Origin of the sequence: Moritella sp. 36, assembly GCF_018219415.1 — a bacterium.
Taxonomy (GTDB): Bacteria; Pseudomonadota; Gammaproteobacteria; order Enterobacterales; family Moritellaceae; genus Moritella.
Window position 1 is genome coordinate 2,779,859 of record NZ_CP056120.1, and the last position, 16,225, is coordinate 2,796,083.

Genomic DNA, 16,225 nt, shown 5'->3' on the forward strand with positions numbered 1-16,225 from the left:
CTATTATTAGTTATATATCCACTGACTAATGAGTCCACTTTTGCAATCAACTCAACTCGCATTATTCCCGTTACCCTCTCATATACTCCCTAATGGTCGACTTCCTTTACGTATCATTGAAGAACGCTATATACGCATGCTCAAAGACAGCGCTAGGACAATGATAGGGTTTGGTATCGTTATGATTGACTCTAAACAGACTGGTCCATTTGGGCGTATATCACCTATCGGCACACACGTTAAAATTGTTGATTTTTACCCTCTCGATGATGGTTACCTTGCCATTATTGTGGAAGGTGTCGATCGTTTCATCATCGATGATATAGCCGTCGAAGATGATGGATTAAAAATAGCCGAAATCCATTACATATCTAATTGGCCAGATCAAAACATCACTGAACAAGATCGCTACTTAACCGACAAACTAACGGATATATTCAATCAACATCCAGATCTGGATGAGTTGTACTGCTCAAAAGACATGGATAATGCAAGTTGGATATCACAACGCTGGTTAGAACTATTACCAATACCAGTTGAGCGAAAACAATTTTTATTACAACAAGCTAACTGCACCCATACATTACAAGTCTTAAAAGAACTTATGCCAATATAGATATGGCTCACACCCTATTGTGAGCCATATCTATAAATCACTATATTCTTATTTATTACTGTTTATTAATGCAACAAATGGGTAAAGTTAATTATTAAAACATTTTATTTCAAGATATGATGAAATTCTGTAATTCATTCTAGTTTAGTATTGTAATATGTTTCAAAAATCACTTTCAGATCTCGATAAAGTTGTCGCAATCGGCGGCGGTCATGGGCTAGGCCGGGTGCTATCTTCCCTTTCTTTTTTAGGGTCAAGATTAACGGGCATAGTAACAACAACAGATAATGGTGGCTCAACAGGACGACTTAGAAGTTCTGAAAACTGTATCGCTTGGGGAGATGTTCGTAACTGTATTAATCAGCTAGTAACCCAGCCTGATATAGGTTCTTTGCTATTTGAATATCGCTTTAAGAACGAAGGTGAACTAAAGAATCATAACTTAGGCAACCTAATGCTGGTTGCTTTAGATAACCTCTGTGTGCGTCCACTAGACGCTGTAAATCTTATTCGTAATATGCTACATATTGAATGTCAACTGATCCCAATGTCAGAACAACCAAGTGATTTAATCGCAGTCACACCTTGTGGTAACGATGTACATGGTGAAGTGTCTGTCGATAAAATGCATGAGTTTCCAAATCAGTTAACTGTACACCCAAATGTTGCAGCAACATTAGAAGCCGTACAGGCAATTGGGAAAGCTGATTTAATATTATTAGGCCCCGGGTCGTTTCTAACCAGCATCATGCCTCCGCTGTTGCTTAAAGATATACAAAAAGCGTTACGTAGAAGCAATGCAAAAGTGATTTACTTAGGTAATTTACAACAAGAGATAGGTCCGGCATCAAAAATCCCCCTGCAAGAACGCTTACAGTGGTGTGAAAAAAAACTTGGTTTTCCAATCATTAGTGCCGTTATACAGGATATAGATAAACAGTCAGAACTGACTTATCCTACCTATACCCATGACTTACGTGAAGACGTTAATAAACACTATCATGATCGTGTTAAATTAAAAGAAGCAATTGAATCGGTAGTTAATCACATCTTAACGCCAACGCATTGATTGCATCTTCGAGACTATGTATTAGTAAAGGTAATTTCGCTTGTACTTCTTCGGTATGATTCGATTTTGCCATAATCTCTAACTCTTCAGCATGCTGCTGCACTAATAACGCCCCATATGTGCCAGCACTACTTTTTATACTATGACAACTTTGTGCCACTTTATTATTATCAATATCCAGCATTAATGCTTGTAAGTCATTAATACGTTCCGTAGTTTCTTCATTAAAAACAGCGACCAACGCAGGTAACATATCTTCGCCTACATCAACCAACAACTGAGAGAATACCGTTTCATTAATAACTGTGTTTTCCATTTCATTACCTCATATCTTCAATTTGAACTTATTACTCATTTATTGTTTAGATCAATGATAATTGCAGTGGCATCATCCTGTAACTTTCCAGGTAAAAGTGATTCAAAACGTAACCATAGTTGATCTAATACATATTGAGCTGTCGTTCCTTTAATTCCATCTAGTATATTGTCAATACAATCACAATTCCTATCTATATTCTCAAAAATGCCATCTGAATAGAAAAAAAGTTTTTCTCCTTCTTTTAGCTCTACTGTGACGGCTGCATAGCCTTCATCGGGTAAGAGTCCCAATACAGTGCCTTTACAATCAATTGCTTTGTACCCAACGTCATTCAATAGATAAGGCTGTGGATGCCCCGCTGTGGCTATTTCACATTTGCTTCCTGTCAACTTTATAACAATACACGTTAACATACTGGACTCTAGTAACTGATTTAAGTATAACCTGCTAGACAAGCCAGCTAATAGTACACCTGGACAGGTAGGTATAGATGTGATTAACCCCTCTAAATAGCCCATTATCGCAAAGCTATGAAATTTAGCAACAGGCCCATGCCCCATAATATCGCCTAAAATGAGTAGTTTACTTTCACCATAATCATGAAAAAAAACAAAATCACCGCCCCCTTCACTTGCTGGCGTATGAGCAAGTGAGAAATTCCAGTCACCAGACTTTGGTGGCAGTGACGGTTTAAATGGTCGACAGAGTGACTCCAAAATACGTTGCTGATAATGCAATGCCAGTTGATTTGTACGACGTATAACACGGTTACAAACTGCAAGTAACGGTGTTTTAGTTATCGGCTTAATTAAATAATCATCAATAGAAACTTCCGCGGCTTGTTCTTGCACTGATAGATTATCATCGCCAGTTAAGAATACAAACGGTGTCAACGCTCCCTTCTCAAAAGACTCCACTTTCAGCCTAAACTCAAATCCTGACATTTCCGGCATGTGAATATCGGCGATAATAAGATCACAGCCTTCATGCTGAATATATTTAAGTGCTAATACCGCGGCTGAAAAAATATGCACGACAAAATCATGTTGCAAATAGCCTTTATATGCCCACAATAGGGTTTGATCATCATCAACAATAACGACGCTTAGCTTTTTTTTCTGCTCCTTTAATGGGCAAGTGAATTTATTAATTCCATTCTCACTCTCGTAATGACCATTGTGGTTATTTTTCTGAATTAAAGCTAATCCCATACCACCCGTTAATAGCTCACCATTAAAAATATCGCGAACATTAACTTTGTAGGGATCAAAGCTATCACCACTATCTGATATTTCAAAATACCAATTATTTTTAACTCCGGCGAGCTCAATACAGAACCAGTTAACTGTACCTTGGTTATGAAAATAGAGATTAGAAAGGTATTCTGCTAACACTAACGTTACACGGTCAATTTCAGCTTGATCAAGAGCGAGCTGTTGGCATAATGTCGTTAAGAGACGCCGAACCTCACTAATTGAATCCAGTTTTAATGGATATTGCTTTGCAAACAGTTGTGTTTTCATCAGCGGCCAAATTTACCTTTTAATAATTCCACGTTTGAAATCCGATTGAGTAACCATTGTTTGAATATCGGAAAACCATGTAATCGTCTGCGCACTGAATTTCTTAATTGCATATCCAATGGTGGACATTTGACATCATTAATCACAGTGCCAAGCAATTTAACATTATTATATTTAAAAATTTTTATTGTTTTTACAACCGAACTCTCAAGCGAGATACCAGGAGCAACAACAAGTAAACTGGCATCACATCCTCTAGCAATAACTTCACCTGGTATATTGGAAAAATTAGTTCGCGTGATTGCACATGTATCAAATATAATAAAATTATAGTGCTGCAACCAATATTCGATAGAATTTTTTATCTTTTTTTCATCTCGAAAGCTAATATTTTGATCTTGTTCACTTTTTGGCGCAGGTAAGATATCAATCATGTCAGTAAACTTTGCTATACAAGCCGTTTGTGAATCCATATCGTCGAGAGACCATGATTTTGTTTCATTAATATACTCATTGGTAATTGCAGGTTTAAATGTATTAAGATCCACAATCAGCACCTTACTCCCCGCCACTTTATGACGCCGAGCTAATGCTAGAACTAACTCAGTTCCACCTTCTTTTCCTTGAGAACAATTTATTGCCAATGACTTAATATTTTCGTTCGCAATTAACTGATAAATCTGCTCAATTTCGACAAACGTTTCCGGTAAGATATTCATAATGAAGAACCAACAATAAAGAGCGTAACGACACTTAACGCACTCCCTAATATATCCAATAATTGGCTCCAGTTAGACTCTTTTTCATTAGGGATATATATAGTGTCACCAGCATGAATAATCGGGATATCTCTATAGTCAGGTTGAGTAAGATAATGCTTCATATTAAAAACACGTGCACTATGCTTCATTTCTCCACGTTTAGTCAAAATGATAATACGATCAATATAAGCTTCTGTGGTAGGTCCTCCAGCCATTGTTAAGATACCAACAACATCCAGTGAAGAATCATATTTATAACGGCCAGGGTTATGCACAGCACCTAATACCTGCACAATATTAACGGTATTATTTAATTCCCCTTGTTCACTCTTAGCTGGAATATAAATCGTATCTCCTGGTAGTACTTGTGGTAAAAGACTTTCGTCTCCAGTCTCAAAATACATGTCGAGATCCAGCGTTGATGATTTTGCATAGCGTTTATTACGATGTGTTACTTTAATGTGCTTTATGTCTGCATCATTAGTCGGACCATCAGCTGCAGATAATAAATCTAAGAAATCTAATTGACTGTTAAATGCATACCGGCCTGGCGCACCGACTTCACCAAGAATATATATAGAAGATTCAGATTCTTGTTTTATCCACTTTGATTTATTATCTGTTGGATCATCCGGTAGCTCCGTAAACATGACTGTATCACCCGCAGATAACTGCGGTAGAATTAAATAATCACCACCAACTTTCATAAATTTATCTAAATCGAAAAACAGACGTTCGCCTAAACCATCATTGCCAACAATCATTACTTTTGATAAATCAGCCTTCTCGGTTGGTCCCTCAGCATGGCCAAGTAGATCAAGGAATGTCATGTCATCATCCCATTGATAACGACCTGGGTTTTTGACCGCGCCAATAATTTTTATTGCCTCATCGTGTGATTCAACGAGCCATGATTTTTCAACCATATCGGCTTTTTCAGGTAAGAAAATCACATCCCCCCCCTCAATAACAGGAAATGGGTTGTTTTCAGGATCATCTGAATATTTTTTTAAATCAAAGCGGAATGTTTCACCATTTTCTTTAAGTACTCTAATTTGCTGAGTATCAGCATATCTATTTGGCCCGCCAGCATTTGCTAACATGTCCATGAAGGTTATCCCCTTACGACCTTCAAAAGCGCCCGGTTTATTCACTTGCCCCATCACGTACACGACCTGTAAGCCAACTTTGATGTCTTCAACCTGAATAGGCACAAAAATAGTCGTACCGGGGTTTATCTTAGGTAACTTACCCATATCGCCTGTATCAAGATATAACTTTAAATCAAACGTTTGTGGAGCCTTACTCCCCATGACTCTAATTTTACCCACATTGGCATAGCGCGTAACGCCATTCGCTTTCATTAAACTTTCAATAATTGTCATCCCCGGTACATAGGAAAATGTACCAGGCGCATTAACCTCACCGAAAACCGTCACGGCTTTTTGAGTGTCGCTTGCGTCTCCGCCTTGTTTTAATGACCTCGCATCAAAGGTCATCTGCACATTACCGGTCAATGGTGATGATGGGACAAATATAATATCGCCAGATTTCAATGCAGGAAGTTCATTTTCATCACCCGTTTCTAAATAACGCTTGAAGTTAAATATGATAACTTCAGCGCCTCGTTGAAGTTGCATATTATCGAGCTGTGCGCCGGCCAGCATCCCCCCGGCTTTATTCAATGCCATCTGGACATTACCAAGTTCTGGTAATACGACTTCACGAGGATCATTCACATAACCTAACACCGTGACTAGTTTTTCTCGTGCTCTAAACTCAATATATAACTTTGATATATCGCGAAATACGACACTAAGTAATACCTTCATCTCTTCTAACACGGCAGTCAAGGTTTTGCCTTTTACATGCAACTTCCCAATTTCAGGCAATTGAATAAAACCACTTGCGTCAACTTGAAATGGTTTTTCAAAGTCCTTCTCACCTGGCATAAAAATAAACAATTGATCACCCGAATCAATGAATTCATTTTCACCTAAAGCGATAGGAGATGTGAATAATAAAGCAAAACAAAATAATACCATTTTCATAAAGCGAGTCCTTTCGGCAATTTCGCATCACTAAAAAGTTCACCTTCTGTCAGCAAGAAACGCCAATCTTTTACCTTATGGTTAACCTTTTTATTGCTCTCAGATAGCCACATAAGTGTTGTGATGACAGGGGCTGTTGGTGGTGTTACACCTATCCTGAGCTCTTCATAAATGACATTGTTTTTTTGTTCATTCGCTGTAAGACCTGTGACATAACTTAGAATTGTATCTGTACGTAAATTAAATAATGCAACATCATCTAAATTTGTTGCATATTCAACTTCAGGATTAGATTTTGAATCATGATTAACATCATTGGAGGATTGAATTTCATGGACAAGTACAGGACTATGTTCTTGATCTATGTTGAATTCTAATTTAGATAATTGTTGAACACTCACACTTGGTACTTGATCAAAGATTAAATATTTACGCATTAAGTCATTATAATCTTCATCATCACGATCATTTGACGTGTCTTTAAACTCATTATTTACATCGACGATTGTACTAACATCATGAAAAACGAGGCCTTGATTGTAATTGACATTTGAACCATCATCTATTGGCTTCCCCCTACTTTCAAACAACTTGTATTTAGTATATTCAATCTCAACATCGGGGTTATCTAGCAGTAAAAAGCTAACCTGACGAAGGCACACTTTATATAGCGCCGTTAAAACAGCGCTATCAACTTCAAATTGTGGGGCACAATACAATAAGAGATCAAGTTGGTAAGTTAAAGGGTGAACAAAGTTTGAAGTCAATGAACGTGGCGGTTGTGCGCAATTAGTATTAGCACTAACTCGATTAAGATTAACAATTAAATCCGTTATATGCCGCTCTAAGATAGCCATTTCAATTTTTATATCTTGCAGGTCTTCCACGGCAATTGCTTTTTCAACACGGCTGTTAATATTTTCGACCGATTTAACATAGGCTGGTGTACACTTTTTGGCACCCCGTAGGTTAGCTACTGAAAAATGCAAATTTAAATACGAATAATGTTTTTTGAATTGGACACGTTCCTCTGTATGTATAGTGGTATTTTCAAAATAGCCTTCTCGTGGCCAATTTGTACAAGCAGAAAAAGAAACGCATATAGATATCCATAGCATTAATTTATTCATTTAATACCTTACGGCCTTGTACTTATGCCGAGCGACTTGCGTCACATTCAGTTATATTTTCAATAAAGGGAATAGCATTTTCTACACGTAACATTGTCATCAACTTGTAAGGTTGGCCTGAAACTTTAAGAAGAGAGAGAGTTCGTCGTTGTGAGGTCAATCTTTTGAATAAAAAAACAATTGCGCCTATGCCAGTTGAATCGATAAAGTGGACACTTGAAAAATCTAAAATAATATTTTCAGTATATTCATCAACTAAGGCTTCTAATTTCTGCTGAATACTAACAACGTGCTCGGTGTCGAGATCGTGAACTATCTGCAAAACAATTATTCCATCATGAGGCCGTGACATTTCCATTATTAATACTCCTAGAGAATACAAAGTTAACCCTGAGGAATAATATTAACGTAAATAAAACATTAATTTTTCTACCTCATATTAAAAATATAGACTCAGAAAGTAGAAAATGCACAAATAAAAAAACCACCCGAAGGTGTTTTTATACTACATTCAAGTACTTGAATATAATGACTTATTATTTATAAGTGACCACATGTCGACCACATGTACGTTAATAAGCTAATAAAAAGACCTCATTGAGGTCTTTTTATTTACAAGTACTTACCTATTTTGTAGCTAATTTGGGATAATTTATTGAATTATTCCTTATTTGGATATAGCCCCATGATGTTGTGTTATAATTACCAGTTGGCGCTATTTAATCGCCTTTATTTACGAGAAGGAAACTCAATCTCTACCATTATTAATATCAATTTTATTTAATCCACTTTATAAATACCAGCAGAACTTCCCGACGTGATTGTTACGCTCGCATTCTTCACTCGCTCTCTTACTGTAGCATTTGCAATGGCCGTTGCTAATTTTTCAGCCATAGCGAACTGGTTATCCAACGAGGTAATAATCGCCTTTTCACCGACGAGTATTTTTAACGCCCCCATAATTTCATTGACCTGGTTACCGTCTATTTTATTAATGTCGTGCGTAGCGACCTTTGTGCTACGTTCGTGGTAACTTTGTTCGCTAGTTTGGACTTCAACAATCGATTTCTGACTGGCCTGTTTTATTTCACCATCTGTCTGCAGCTGCCAGTCGCCATTACTACCAACTAGTTTACTGCGATGCGATTGCTGCAAACTCACATCGGTTGAACGATGATCGGGTACCAAAATATGCCAGGGTAAAAGTGACGTGATCACCGGCAATGAATCCAAACCATCAATGTATTGAATTAAGCACTGCATGCCAGGTGTTGGTTCGACGAACAAACCATGTTCATGCCCCTGCCCTGACGCAATACTCACTTGTTCAAAGACTGGAACGGCTAAGGGCTTACCTGTTACCGCATCTAACAATTGAATATCCGCTGCTTTATAGGCGCGGAATGCACTGCTGACACTGGCGCCATTAACCGGCATATCATAAATTTTCTCTATCCGAGCCAATTGTGGTAAGTGTTTACGTTGTCCTAATTCGGGAAAGTAACGTAATACTAAGCGGCGTATAGCGTTTTTTACCATCTGATAACCTGCTTATTTCCTGTTAATGTCACTTCGGTAAGGTAACGGCCATTAAGTTTTAGTCCTGGACGTAACTTAGGGATCGCAATTAATTCACCTTTACTCGAGCTGATTGCTTTAATTGGATATTCTGAAAAATCAGTGATGAGCGATTTTGCCCAACCTGAACATGCCAACTTCCCACGTAAATCTTGCCATCTGATTGTTTTTATAAAGCAATGGGGGCAACTGTGTTTGTTGTCGTTATTGGTCGCGGCAACGCAAATGTATATGTCTGGTACACGGATTACTTTTTTTCATTATTTCATGTCGGTGCTAATGCGATTTTGTCCGCGTACATTGCGGACAGTTTTTGTCGTTGGCTTGGCTTAGATGAAGGGTTGAAAACTGGCATTATTGGTATTGCCGCGTATGTAGCGCCGCATCTTTTAACGGGGGTTAATGCCCTAGCGAAAGCGGTATCAAAAGACCCTAAACACTTTTTGGATATTATTATGAGGAATAAATCATGAGTTGGCTTACTTCGTTGTTTAGTTTTATTTCGGCACCTATTGCGGATTTGTCGGGTAGCTATCGAGAGCGTAAACGTATTGCGGCAGAAATGGCGGCATCGATTGCGACTGCAGAAGGTAACCTTAAATTGGCTAAGCTGGATGCTGAAGCTAAACGGTTAGCGAACCAGGAAGGTAACGATGCTGATTATGATCTGCAGGTGTTGAAGAACCGGCGCGAATCGATAATGGACGAAATTATTATTACGGTGTTTTTGGGATTGTTCATTGCGCACTTTGTGCCGCAACTGCAGCCGTATATGGCGAATGGTTGGCAGGCTATGGGTTATAAAGGCGCGCCCTGGTATTTTGAATTTGTGATTGTGGGTATAGCAGTTTCAACGCTGGGGTTGATGCGGTTATTTAGGGCGTTCTGGGGAAGTAAGAATACTAAAGGGGCTGGTTAGCCCCTTTAGTAAACAGGCTTAAGATGATTTAACGACTAACGCCACAGTAAACGGCTTTTAATCGTCGGCTAAAATTAACGAGCAACGAGCAACGAGCAAAAGCTAGGTGCCTTTTGTCCGATTAAGCAACTTGTAAGCAATTATTTATTTCGCTGCTCTCTAATCAACTTTTTACCCTTAACGTTAAAATCGACTATAAACTGCTCAGCCTTACACATCATTTTATGTTCACATTCACTGTCTAAGGCACTATGTGATTGATACCAATAACGAAGTCCTGTGTGAAGCTCACTTTCAAATTTTATATAGTCCAACTGAAAATTGTGTTCATCGGGTAGAAAAGATAGTGCCCAATCCACTTTAACTGAATAATCACGCTTTGCCTTTTTAAACGCATCATATGCTTCATCATAATCAATATCGATATATCGTAATTCATCAACCGAGATACCTCGACGAATGTCATGCCTATTCACCATACTAGCCACTAGTTTGCTATAACTATTGATAGCACTCGAAAAAGTCTTCTCAAGCTCTACAAACGCCTTAAATTTTTCGGCGTATACAAACTGTAATTTCCACATTGAAAATGCTTTAGAACCAAAATACAGTAACCCTAAAGTAGCTAAAGCACCTATAGCTGTAAAACTTAAATTAAAAATTTTTAGAACATCAGTTTCAATGGACCAATTAGCCCCAACAATAAAACCACTTGCAGCCAAACCGATACAACTCATCCAAATTGTTTTATTTGATATCACCTAACCTCCGTAACTGCTAACACCCACATTAAGTGGACTAAAATTGTTGGCTAAAACGTGTAGCAGAGCGAAACCTAGCCAACTGTTTTAGTTCCGCTTAAAGTTCTTATTATGCGAGTTCTAAATAGTGCTCAACATATTCCAACGTTGCAGCCTTATCATAGCGACCTCCAGGGTTCCAATTTTCAAAAATTTCATCATCAGCCAATATATCAAGATCACTAAATTTACTGATAAGTGGAGCACAGTTCTCTCCTAAAATCGGAATTGAAAACCCATCAAATTGGTCACAAGTTAGATCATAAACTAACCTATCAACTTGTACCCAATAATGTCTGTCATTGTTCGGACGATCGTAACCCTCAACAACATAAACTTTAGACTTTGGATAACGTTTATTTACTATATGAGCAAAAATCCTGGAAGAACCTTCACAACTGGCTTTGGGGAACTGAAATGATCCCATAAATAATGGAAAACACTCCTTACTCCCTTTCTCATATATTAAGCGAAGTTGCCTTCCTAAATCTTCTATTTCACTTTTCATTGAAACTCCATAATATCAAGAACGCACAAACGCGTAACGCCCGTATTAATTGCCGAATTTGGCAATGACCGTACAGCTCTTTTTTTGCGTTGTTTTGACAAAGAAAGCCGTCAAATTAAACAGGCTTGTTGGAATTATTAATATGGAAACATAATAGCTTCAGCATCGTTTGGAAGTGCTTTTGAAAATATGAAGTCTAGATGTGCTATTTCAATTTCTTCTTTTCCTATGCAGCAAGCTTGAAATTCATTTCCACTTTCACAAGGACACTTGTCCTCTTTTTTGATATTCTTAAATCGCTCGACAGGAAATTTCATAGTTGTCCAGTTCAAATCCCATTCTTCGAAAGCATTGTCTAAATAGATAGACAAACGTTCTAAAAGCGTAAAATCTAACGTTGAATCATCATGTATTACAGAGTATTTCTGAACGGGCTTGCTAACGATAGATATTTCAAACATTTCTAAATCATGTGCAACATGAGAGCATAATTCACCATTATAGAGCTTACCTTTTTTATGTTCACAACGAGATCTGGGTCTAACCTTGTGGTCACATATACTACAAGAGTAATAGCCAACTTTAAATCCAGGGCTACAAAAAAGGCAATAGGGATAAAGAGATTGCCATTTCGGAATTTTATTCTTTATAAATGTTAGTCTTGTATTATTCAAATACTCTTCAGAAGAATTACGAATCAGAACTTCATACTTTATTTCACACTGCTCTAACAGCTCCCATGCCGCCCTGTATTCATGAGATTTTATGTTATGAAATGCGCGGATGTAGAGTAAATTCAACTCAAGACTTTCTAGTTCACGCCAACAATTATTCGCTTTAGCTTCATCATTACACTCAATGGCTTTTTGTTTCTCGATCTTAAGCGCATCAATAATACTAGTAATACTTAAACTTTCAGCATCCTCTAATGTCGTAAGCTCAATCTTCATTACAAAACCCTTTTGCAGCATCTATAGCTTTCTCAAGATTCTCTACTTTTCCTCTAAATTCCACAGCAGAAGTTTTTCCATCTTTATTTTCGACCATCAACTTTAAAGAGATATTGTCATCTGACTTGGCTTTTATTTTGTCATAGATATATGAAGAAACAACGTTAACGAATATTGGTAAAACAATGATTTGAATTATAAATGTACCAAGCCAAATATCAGCTCCACGCAACTCTAGCTCTTTATAGTCGTCATCGGTTGCATAAATTTCAGCGTTTATTCCATTTTCATTTAAAAAATCTAAAGTGTCTAATGTCCCTGTATAATATAAATCGTCGTGCCCGTGAGAAGGTAAGATAACAACACTTTTATCTTTCAAAAAAGCAGCAAGCTCAGCAGGAGCATCATTGATTAATTTCTTTAAACTTACTTCACTGTCTTCAACTATAAATATCTCTTCAATATCCATTGCACTCATTTCTATTTCCCAATAATAAAATTTATAGCTGACAGCTAACGTCTTAGTATTTATGCTTTGTGTTATTTTTAAACATAAATCGCTTTTTGAGCTTAGCCACAACCTGAACCAATAGTTAATCATACGGAATTCCGTATAACGTGAATTCCAGTTTAATTTCATGATTATAAACAGTATCAAATATACTCTTAATTACAAATAGGTAGTGGTAAATAGCGGTCCTGAATCAAATGAAACGAGGAATAAACAAGAATTGTATTTATATTGAGCTATATAAATAATAAAAAATCATTATATTTCAATCAACTGTATTCTTCGCTCACGTCATATGAAGACAATTAGGCAGTATTAATCACCTATATTTCGCAAAAAGGCCAAGCCCTATTATTCCTGTATATAAACCAGATCACTTTCTACTAAACATTTCGCTAGATGGTTTGTCATTACGTGTCAAAAGGTGTCACAACTTTGACATTGGCGATCTTTAAATGATCGTTGAGATCCTTTCTAGGTAAGGCTTGGGCAATATCCACGTGTCCATCGTTGTGTCAAAAACGTAAAAAAATTGCGAAAACGCGGTAGGCGAAGAGGAGTGAATTTATCGGGGACTCACACGCATGATTAAATGTTTTCCACAGCCATCTGCGATGTCAATGTATTATGAGGAACATGTCATACAACTGTATAAAACAACAGCTCAATATCGTATAATTTACAGGTCAGTATGTGAATTGAGTGGATATGTTATGAGAGTAATTTGCCCAGAGTGCGGTGATAAAAGCCGCATCCAGAAAACGAATAGAATTTCGAATAGCTATACAGATTTATATTGCAGTTGTAATAATGCGGAGTGTGGTCATTCGTTTGTAATGAATCTTAGTTTTAGTCATACGCTGAGCCCTTCGGCGAAAAGCTCAAGTCAGTTAGCCTTCGAGTTATTGAAAACCCTAGCCCCTACCCAACAGCAAGAACTGAAACAACAGCTTTCAATGTTGTAAGTAATAGAAAACCCTCGTTAAGAGGGCCTTTAATATTTTTATTTAAATTGCAGTGTAAAGTTAACATCATTACTAATAACGTTTAATTTTCTATTTTCTTCATTATAATTGAATTCGGAATCGTTTGGATGAAATTTAGAATACTGAATATTAAACCCTTTTAAGCTATCTCCATCTGCGCAGATATACGTTCCATTATTAGCAAAGCAACTCCCAAAGAATTGAATGTCAATATCACCTACGTCTCTATTTTTATTGTTTACAATAATAGCCTGAAGAGTTGTTATGAGCTGTCCTCGATCTATCCTTAGATCATCAACGCATAATAATAATTCCTTTTCTGAGTCTTTCATAATTGCCTCTTATTATTTTAATTTAAAATGATGTTGCTGGCTGGGGACAAAGAGTTACCACCAAAACAGACTACTCTTTCACTGTTAGTTTTAAGCCTTAGCTTCAAGAAACATGCTCGCATTACAGAAAGGGTGGTTAGATTGGGATTAACGCCCGCATTTGCGGCTGGTTTGTAGCGCAGCGGAAAACCAGTCCGACAACATGCGCTTGTTACATGCATTCATATTTTAAGCACAGAGCTATCAGGGTTGAGCGCGATGATAGAATGCTTACCTTTGAAGACGATGTTTACTTGACCACCATAAACATCATCGATTGCTAAATGATTTGCACCTTCCAATTTCATAATTTCTGCCCCGCCAATGGCACGGTTTATGCCACCTAACTCAACGAAATTGGCTTTCGATACTTCTTCCACTTCTGCGAGTTTCACAAACAAGTATGGCCAATCATCAACATGTGAAGTTCCTTCTTTTACTTCGTCTGGCAACCAAACTGAATCCCATTGAAACGCCAACGTGACTGACCTATCAAATGCTACGTGATGAAATACACCGACCCAGAAAGAATCATGGAGAGTGTACTTACTTAAGAACTCTTCAAGATCATGCGATGACTTTTGATCCCAAGGTAAGTCATCCTCTATAAGCTTCTTGTAAAGCCAATCTGGGTAAAACTGATCATCTTGCAATGCTGGGTAAACTCCTAGACATGTAACAGTGTATTTTACGGAATTCCGTATAATACCTGAAAGACTACCAGTGTTAAATTATTATTAAATTACTATTAAATTATTGTTAAATAACAATGACTTACATCACATTTGGCATTGAGTTGGTATTCCTCTTATTTAGATATACAGAATGCAATTATTTATACCGGTCCGTATAAGTAATAATTTAAATTAATTCACATTTACAAAGAAAGCCAATCTAGGTCTGTTAAAGTTACTAAATATTTATTTAATAACACTAATGAGCAAATGTACGGCAAATTGATTTGTCGCTTTGTAAATACTTGGATTTCATATAAAAAGAGAAACAGAATCAAATTAGTGTCCAATAATAACGTTTGAATGGAAATTAAAATCTGACTTAAAAGAAGATAAAAACACAGTGAAAAGTTGATATTTTAGTCACCGTTATAATGATTTATTAATAATTAATCATCTAGACTTGCGCCAACAATCATTTGATGGTCTTATCCAGCCTGTTCATAAAGTACATTCCCAATAGTCGTTGTTCCTGGTATCGCTAGCTTTCGTCTTCGTTTTGTATTTCAGATATCAACATCAATAAATACAGCGCAACATCAGTATTATCACTCAATGTATCCTGTGCAGCCGCGATAACGACAAAATCTTTAACACGTTCCTGTAATGCGTTCATAATCACCCCCAATCCCAGCTTTCCCAGTCTTCCCAACCAGGTATGTAATCGGATGTATCCTTAATTTCAGTTTCAGGACTGTTCCAACCATCCCAAATATTAGGTTCTTCTGGCTTAACATCGATCACTTCGGGCGGGTAATATTGATTCTCGGCGTAATAGCCCTGCCTCAATTTCACAATATGGTCCTTATCAACTCGAACCTGGGCACCCTGCTCCATAACATTGACTAGGTGATCATCTAAATGAATACCGCGTCTTTTCAAAAGTGCTTTAATTCCAGTATTTAACCTGTCGCGTCTGGAGGGCGTACAGTTAGTGACAGAACTCCGAGAAGACCCTTCGGGCCAGTTCAAAACCTCAGCACCTTCGGTGCTACTGGTGCTTGCTTCACTATCTAGCAACCCCTGTGACTTAGGTTGTATCGTCCACTTACGTATGCGCGTATTAACGGCTTCATCGCCGACAACATGAAATCCTTGGATCTTAGAAACAAACTCACCATATTCATTGCCCATTTCTGCCGTGTCATAATCATTACGAATGAGTAAATCTTTACGAGATACAAACGGCCCACCCTGCGCCATTACATATGCAGCAAAGTCGCCTTTATCTGCTGCTTTCATTGCATCGGATGCGGCAGCTGCATTGGTTTTTAATTCAGGCTTGTACTTATCAGTGATCACTTCCCAGCGTTGTAATGAATTCATTGCTTCATAATTTAAACGTGGACCGTGGAAATTTAACTGAGGCCCCATAAATACTGGATTTTGGTCAGGGAAT

21 protein-coding genes are annotated in these 16,225 nt (G+C 37.5%); 5 read left to right on the top strand and 16 right to left on the bottom strand.

All coding sequences use genetic code 11. The annotated features are described in order from the left end of the window. Positions 1-40: 40 nt before the first annotated feature. Together HWV03_RS12280 and HWV03_RS12285 are read left to right on the top strand one after the other, a co-directional pair. Positions 41-616, top strand: coding sequence for an LON peptidase substrate-binding domain-containing protein (locus HWV03_RS12280; RefSeq protein WP_211676165.1), 576 nt, complete (start codon positions 41-43; stop codon positions 614-616). A 157-nt stretch (positions 617-773) separates the two neighbouring features. Continuing rightward, a complete protein-coding gene (locus HWV03_RS12285) occupies positions 774-1,685 on the top strand; it encodes a gluconeogenesis factor YvcK family protein (RefSeq protein WP_211676166.1) in 912 nt (303 codons plus the stop codon). On the opposite strand, the gene HWV03_RS12290 is transcribed toward HWV03_RS12285, so the two are convergent. The 8 genes from HWV03_RS12290 to HWV03_RS12325 all read right to left on the bottom strand — a co-directional run bounded on the left by HWV03_RS12290 (position 1,657) and on the right by HWV03_RS12325 (position 9,184). Beyond that, complete coding sequence (locus HWV03_RS12290; protein ID WP_211676167.1) at positions 1,657-2,001, bottom strand: Hpt domain-containing protein; 345 nt, start codon at positions 1,999-2,001, stop codon at positions 1,657-1,659. The genes HWV03_RS12285 and HWV03_RS12290 overlap by 29 nt on opposite strands. Before the next feature lie 35 nt (positions 2,002-2,036). Continuing rightward, the gene (locus HWV03_RS12295; protein ID WP_211676168.1) at positions 2,037-3,527 is read right to left on the bottom strand and encodes a SpoIIE family protein phosphatase; all 1,491 of its coding nucleotides are present in this window, start codon (positions 3,525-3,527) and stop codon (positions 2,037-2,039) included. Next, the gene (locus tag HWV03_RS12300; RefSeq protein ID WP_211676169.1) at positions 3,527-4,246 is read right to left on the bottom strand and encodes a tyrosine-protein kinase family protein; all 720 of its coding nucleotides are present in this window, start codon (positions 4,244-4,246) and stop codon (positions 3,527-3,529) included. Before HWV03_RS12300 ends, HWV03_RS12295 begins: the two co-directional genes overlap by 1 nt. Continuing rightward, complete coding sequence (locus tag HWV03_RS12305; RefSeq protein WP_211676170.1) at positions 4,243-6,339, bottom strand: SLBB domain-containing protein; 2,097 nt, start codon at positions 6,337-6,339, stop codon at positions 4,243-4,245. Before HWV03_RS12305 ends, HWV03_RS12300 begins: the two co-directional genes overlap by 4 nt. Then, entirely contained in the window at positions 6,336-7,469 is a 1,134-nt protein-coding gene (locus HWV03_RS12310; protein WP_211676171.1) for a hypothetical protein, read from the bottom strand. Before HWV03_RS12310 ends, HWV03_RS12305 begins: the two co-directional genes overlap by 4 nt. Before the next feature lie 22 nt (positions 7,470-7,491). Beyond that, entirely contained in the window at positions 7,492-7,827 is a 336-nt protein-coding gene (locus tag HWV03_RS12315; RefSeq protein ID WP_211676172.1) for an STAS domain-containing protein, read from the bottom strand. Positions 7,828-8,249: 422 nt separating this feature from the next. After that, positions 8,250-9,008 carry a hypothetical protein gene (locus tag HWV03_RS12320; RefSeq protein WP_255546796.1) on the bottom strand — a complete coding sequence of 253 codons (759 nt, stop codon included), beginning with the start codon at positions 9,006-9,008 and terminating at the stop codon, positions 8,250-8,252. Next, entirely contained in the window at positions 9,002-9,184 is a 183-nt protein-coding gene (locus tag HWV03_RS12325) for a hypothetical protein (RefSeq protein WP_211680387.1), read from the bottom strand. Before HWV03_RS12325 ends, HWV03_RS12320 begins: the two co-directional genes overlap by 7 nt. A gap of 54 nt (positions 9,185-9,238) precedes the next feature. On the opposite strand from HWV03_RS12325, the gene HWV03_RS12330 reads away from it, so the two are divergent. Then, on the top strand, positions 9,239-9,520 hold the full coding sequence (locus HWV03_RS12330; RefSeq protein ID WP_255546797.1) for a hypothetical protein: 282 nt from the start codon (positions 9,239-9,241) through the stop codon (positions 9,518-9,520). Next, positions 9,517-9,966 (top strand): hypothetical protein, encoded by a 450-nt coding sequence (locus tag HWV03_RS12335; RefSeq protein ID WP_075532289.1) that lies wholly within the window; start codon positions 9,517-9,519, stop codon positions 9,964-9,966. The genes HWV03_RS12330 and HWV03_RS12335 overlap by 4 nt, the downstream gene beginning before the upstream one ends. Positions 9,967-10,106: 140 nt before the next feature. On the opposite strand, the gene HWV03_RS12340 is transcribed toward HWV03_RS12335, so the two are convergent. The 4 genes from HWV03_RS12340 to HWV03_RS12355 all read right to left on the bottom strand — a co-directional run bounded on the left by HWV03_RS12340 (position 10,107) and on the right by HWV03_RS12355 (position 12,825). Continuing rightward, entirely contained in the window at positions 10,107-10,727 is a 621-nt protein-coding gene (locus HWV03_RS12340) for a hypothetical protein (RefSeq protein ID WP_211676173.1), read from the bottom strand. Positions 10,728-10,836: 109 nt separating this feature from the next. After that, entirely contained in the window at positions 10,837-11,274 is a 438-nt protein-coding gene (locus tag HWV03_RS12345) for a hypothetical protein (protein WP_211676174.1), read from the bottom strand. 137 nt (positions 11,275-11,411) lie between these two features. After that, the gene (locus tag HWV03_RS12350) at positions 11,412-12,224 is read right to left on the bottom strand and encodes a hypothetical protein (RefSeq protein WP_211676175.1); all 813 of its coding nucleotides are present in this window, start codon (positions 12,222-12,224) and stop codon (positions 11,412-11,414) included. Continuing rightward, positions 12,214-12,825 carry a hypothetical protein gene (locus HWV03_RS12355; protein WP_211676176.1) on the bottom strand — a complete coding sequence of 204 codons (612 nt, stop codon included), beginning with the start codon at positions 12,823-12,825 and terminating at the stop codon, positions 12,214-12,216. Before HWV03_RS12355 ends, HWV03_RS12350 begins: the two co-directional genes overlap by 11 nt. A gap of 623 nt (positions 12,826-13,448) precedes the next feature. Here HWV03_RS12355 and HWV03_RS12360 point away from each other — a divergent pair. Beyond that, positions 13,449-13,700, top strand: coding sequence for an ogr/Delta-like zinc finger family protein (locus HWV03_RS12360; RefSeq protein ID WP_211676177.1), 252 nt, complete (start codon positions 13,449-13,451; stop codon positions 13,698-13,700). Positions 13,701-13,738: 38 nt separating this feature from the next. Here the strand turns inward: HWV03_RS12360 and HWV03_RS12365 are convergent, their stop codons facing one another. The 4 genes from HWV03_RS12365 to HWV03_RS12375 form a co-directional block, all read right to left on the bottom strand. Beyond that, positions 13,739-14,053, bottom strand: a complete 315-nt coding sequence (locus HWV03_RS12365) for a hypothetical protein (protein WP_211676178.1) — start codon at positions 14,051-14,053, stop codon at positions 13,739-13,741. Positions 14,054-14,274: 221 nt separating this feature from the next. Further along, positions 14,275-14,745 (bottom strand): hypothetical protein, encoded by a 471-nt coding sequence (locus HWV03_RS12370; protein WP_211676179.1) that lies wholly within the window; start codon positions 14,743-14,745, stop codon positions 14,275-14,277. 562 nt (positions 14,746-15,307) lie between these two features. After that, positions 15,308-15,442: a hypothetical protein gene (locus tag HWV03_RS22605; RefSeq protein ID WP_255546798.1), complete on the bottom strand. Its 135-nt coding sequence runs from the start codon at positions 15,440-15,442 to the stop codon at positions 15,308-15,310. A gap of 2 nt (positions 15,443-15,444) precedes the next feature. Beyond that, positions 15,445-16,200: a hypothetical protein gene (locus tag HWV03_RS12375; protein WP_211676180.1), complete on the bottom strand. Its 756-nt coding sequence runs from the start codon at positions 16,198-16,200 to the stop codon at positions 15,445-15,447. Positions 16,201-16,225 lie beyond the last annotated feature (25 nt).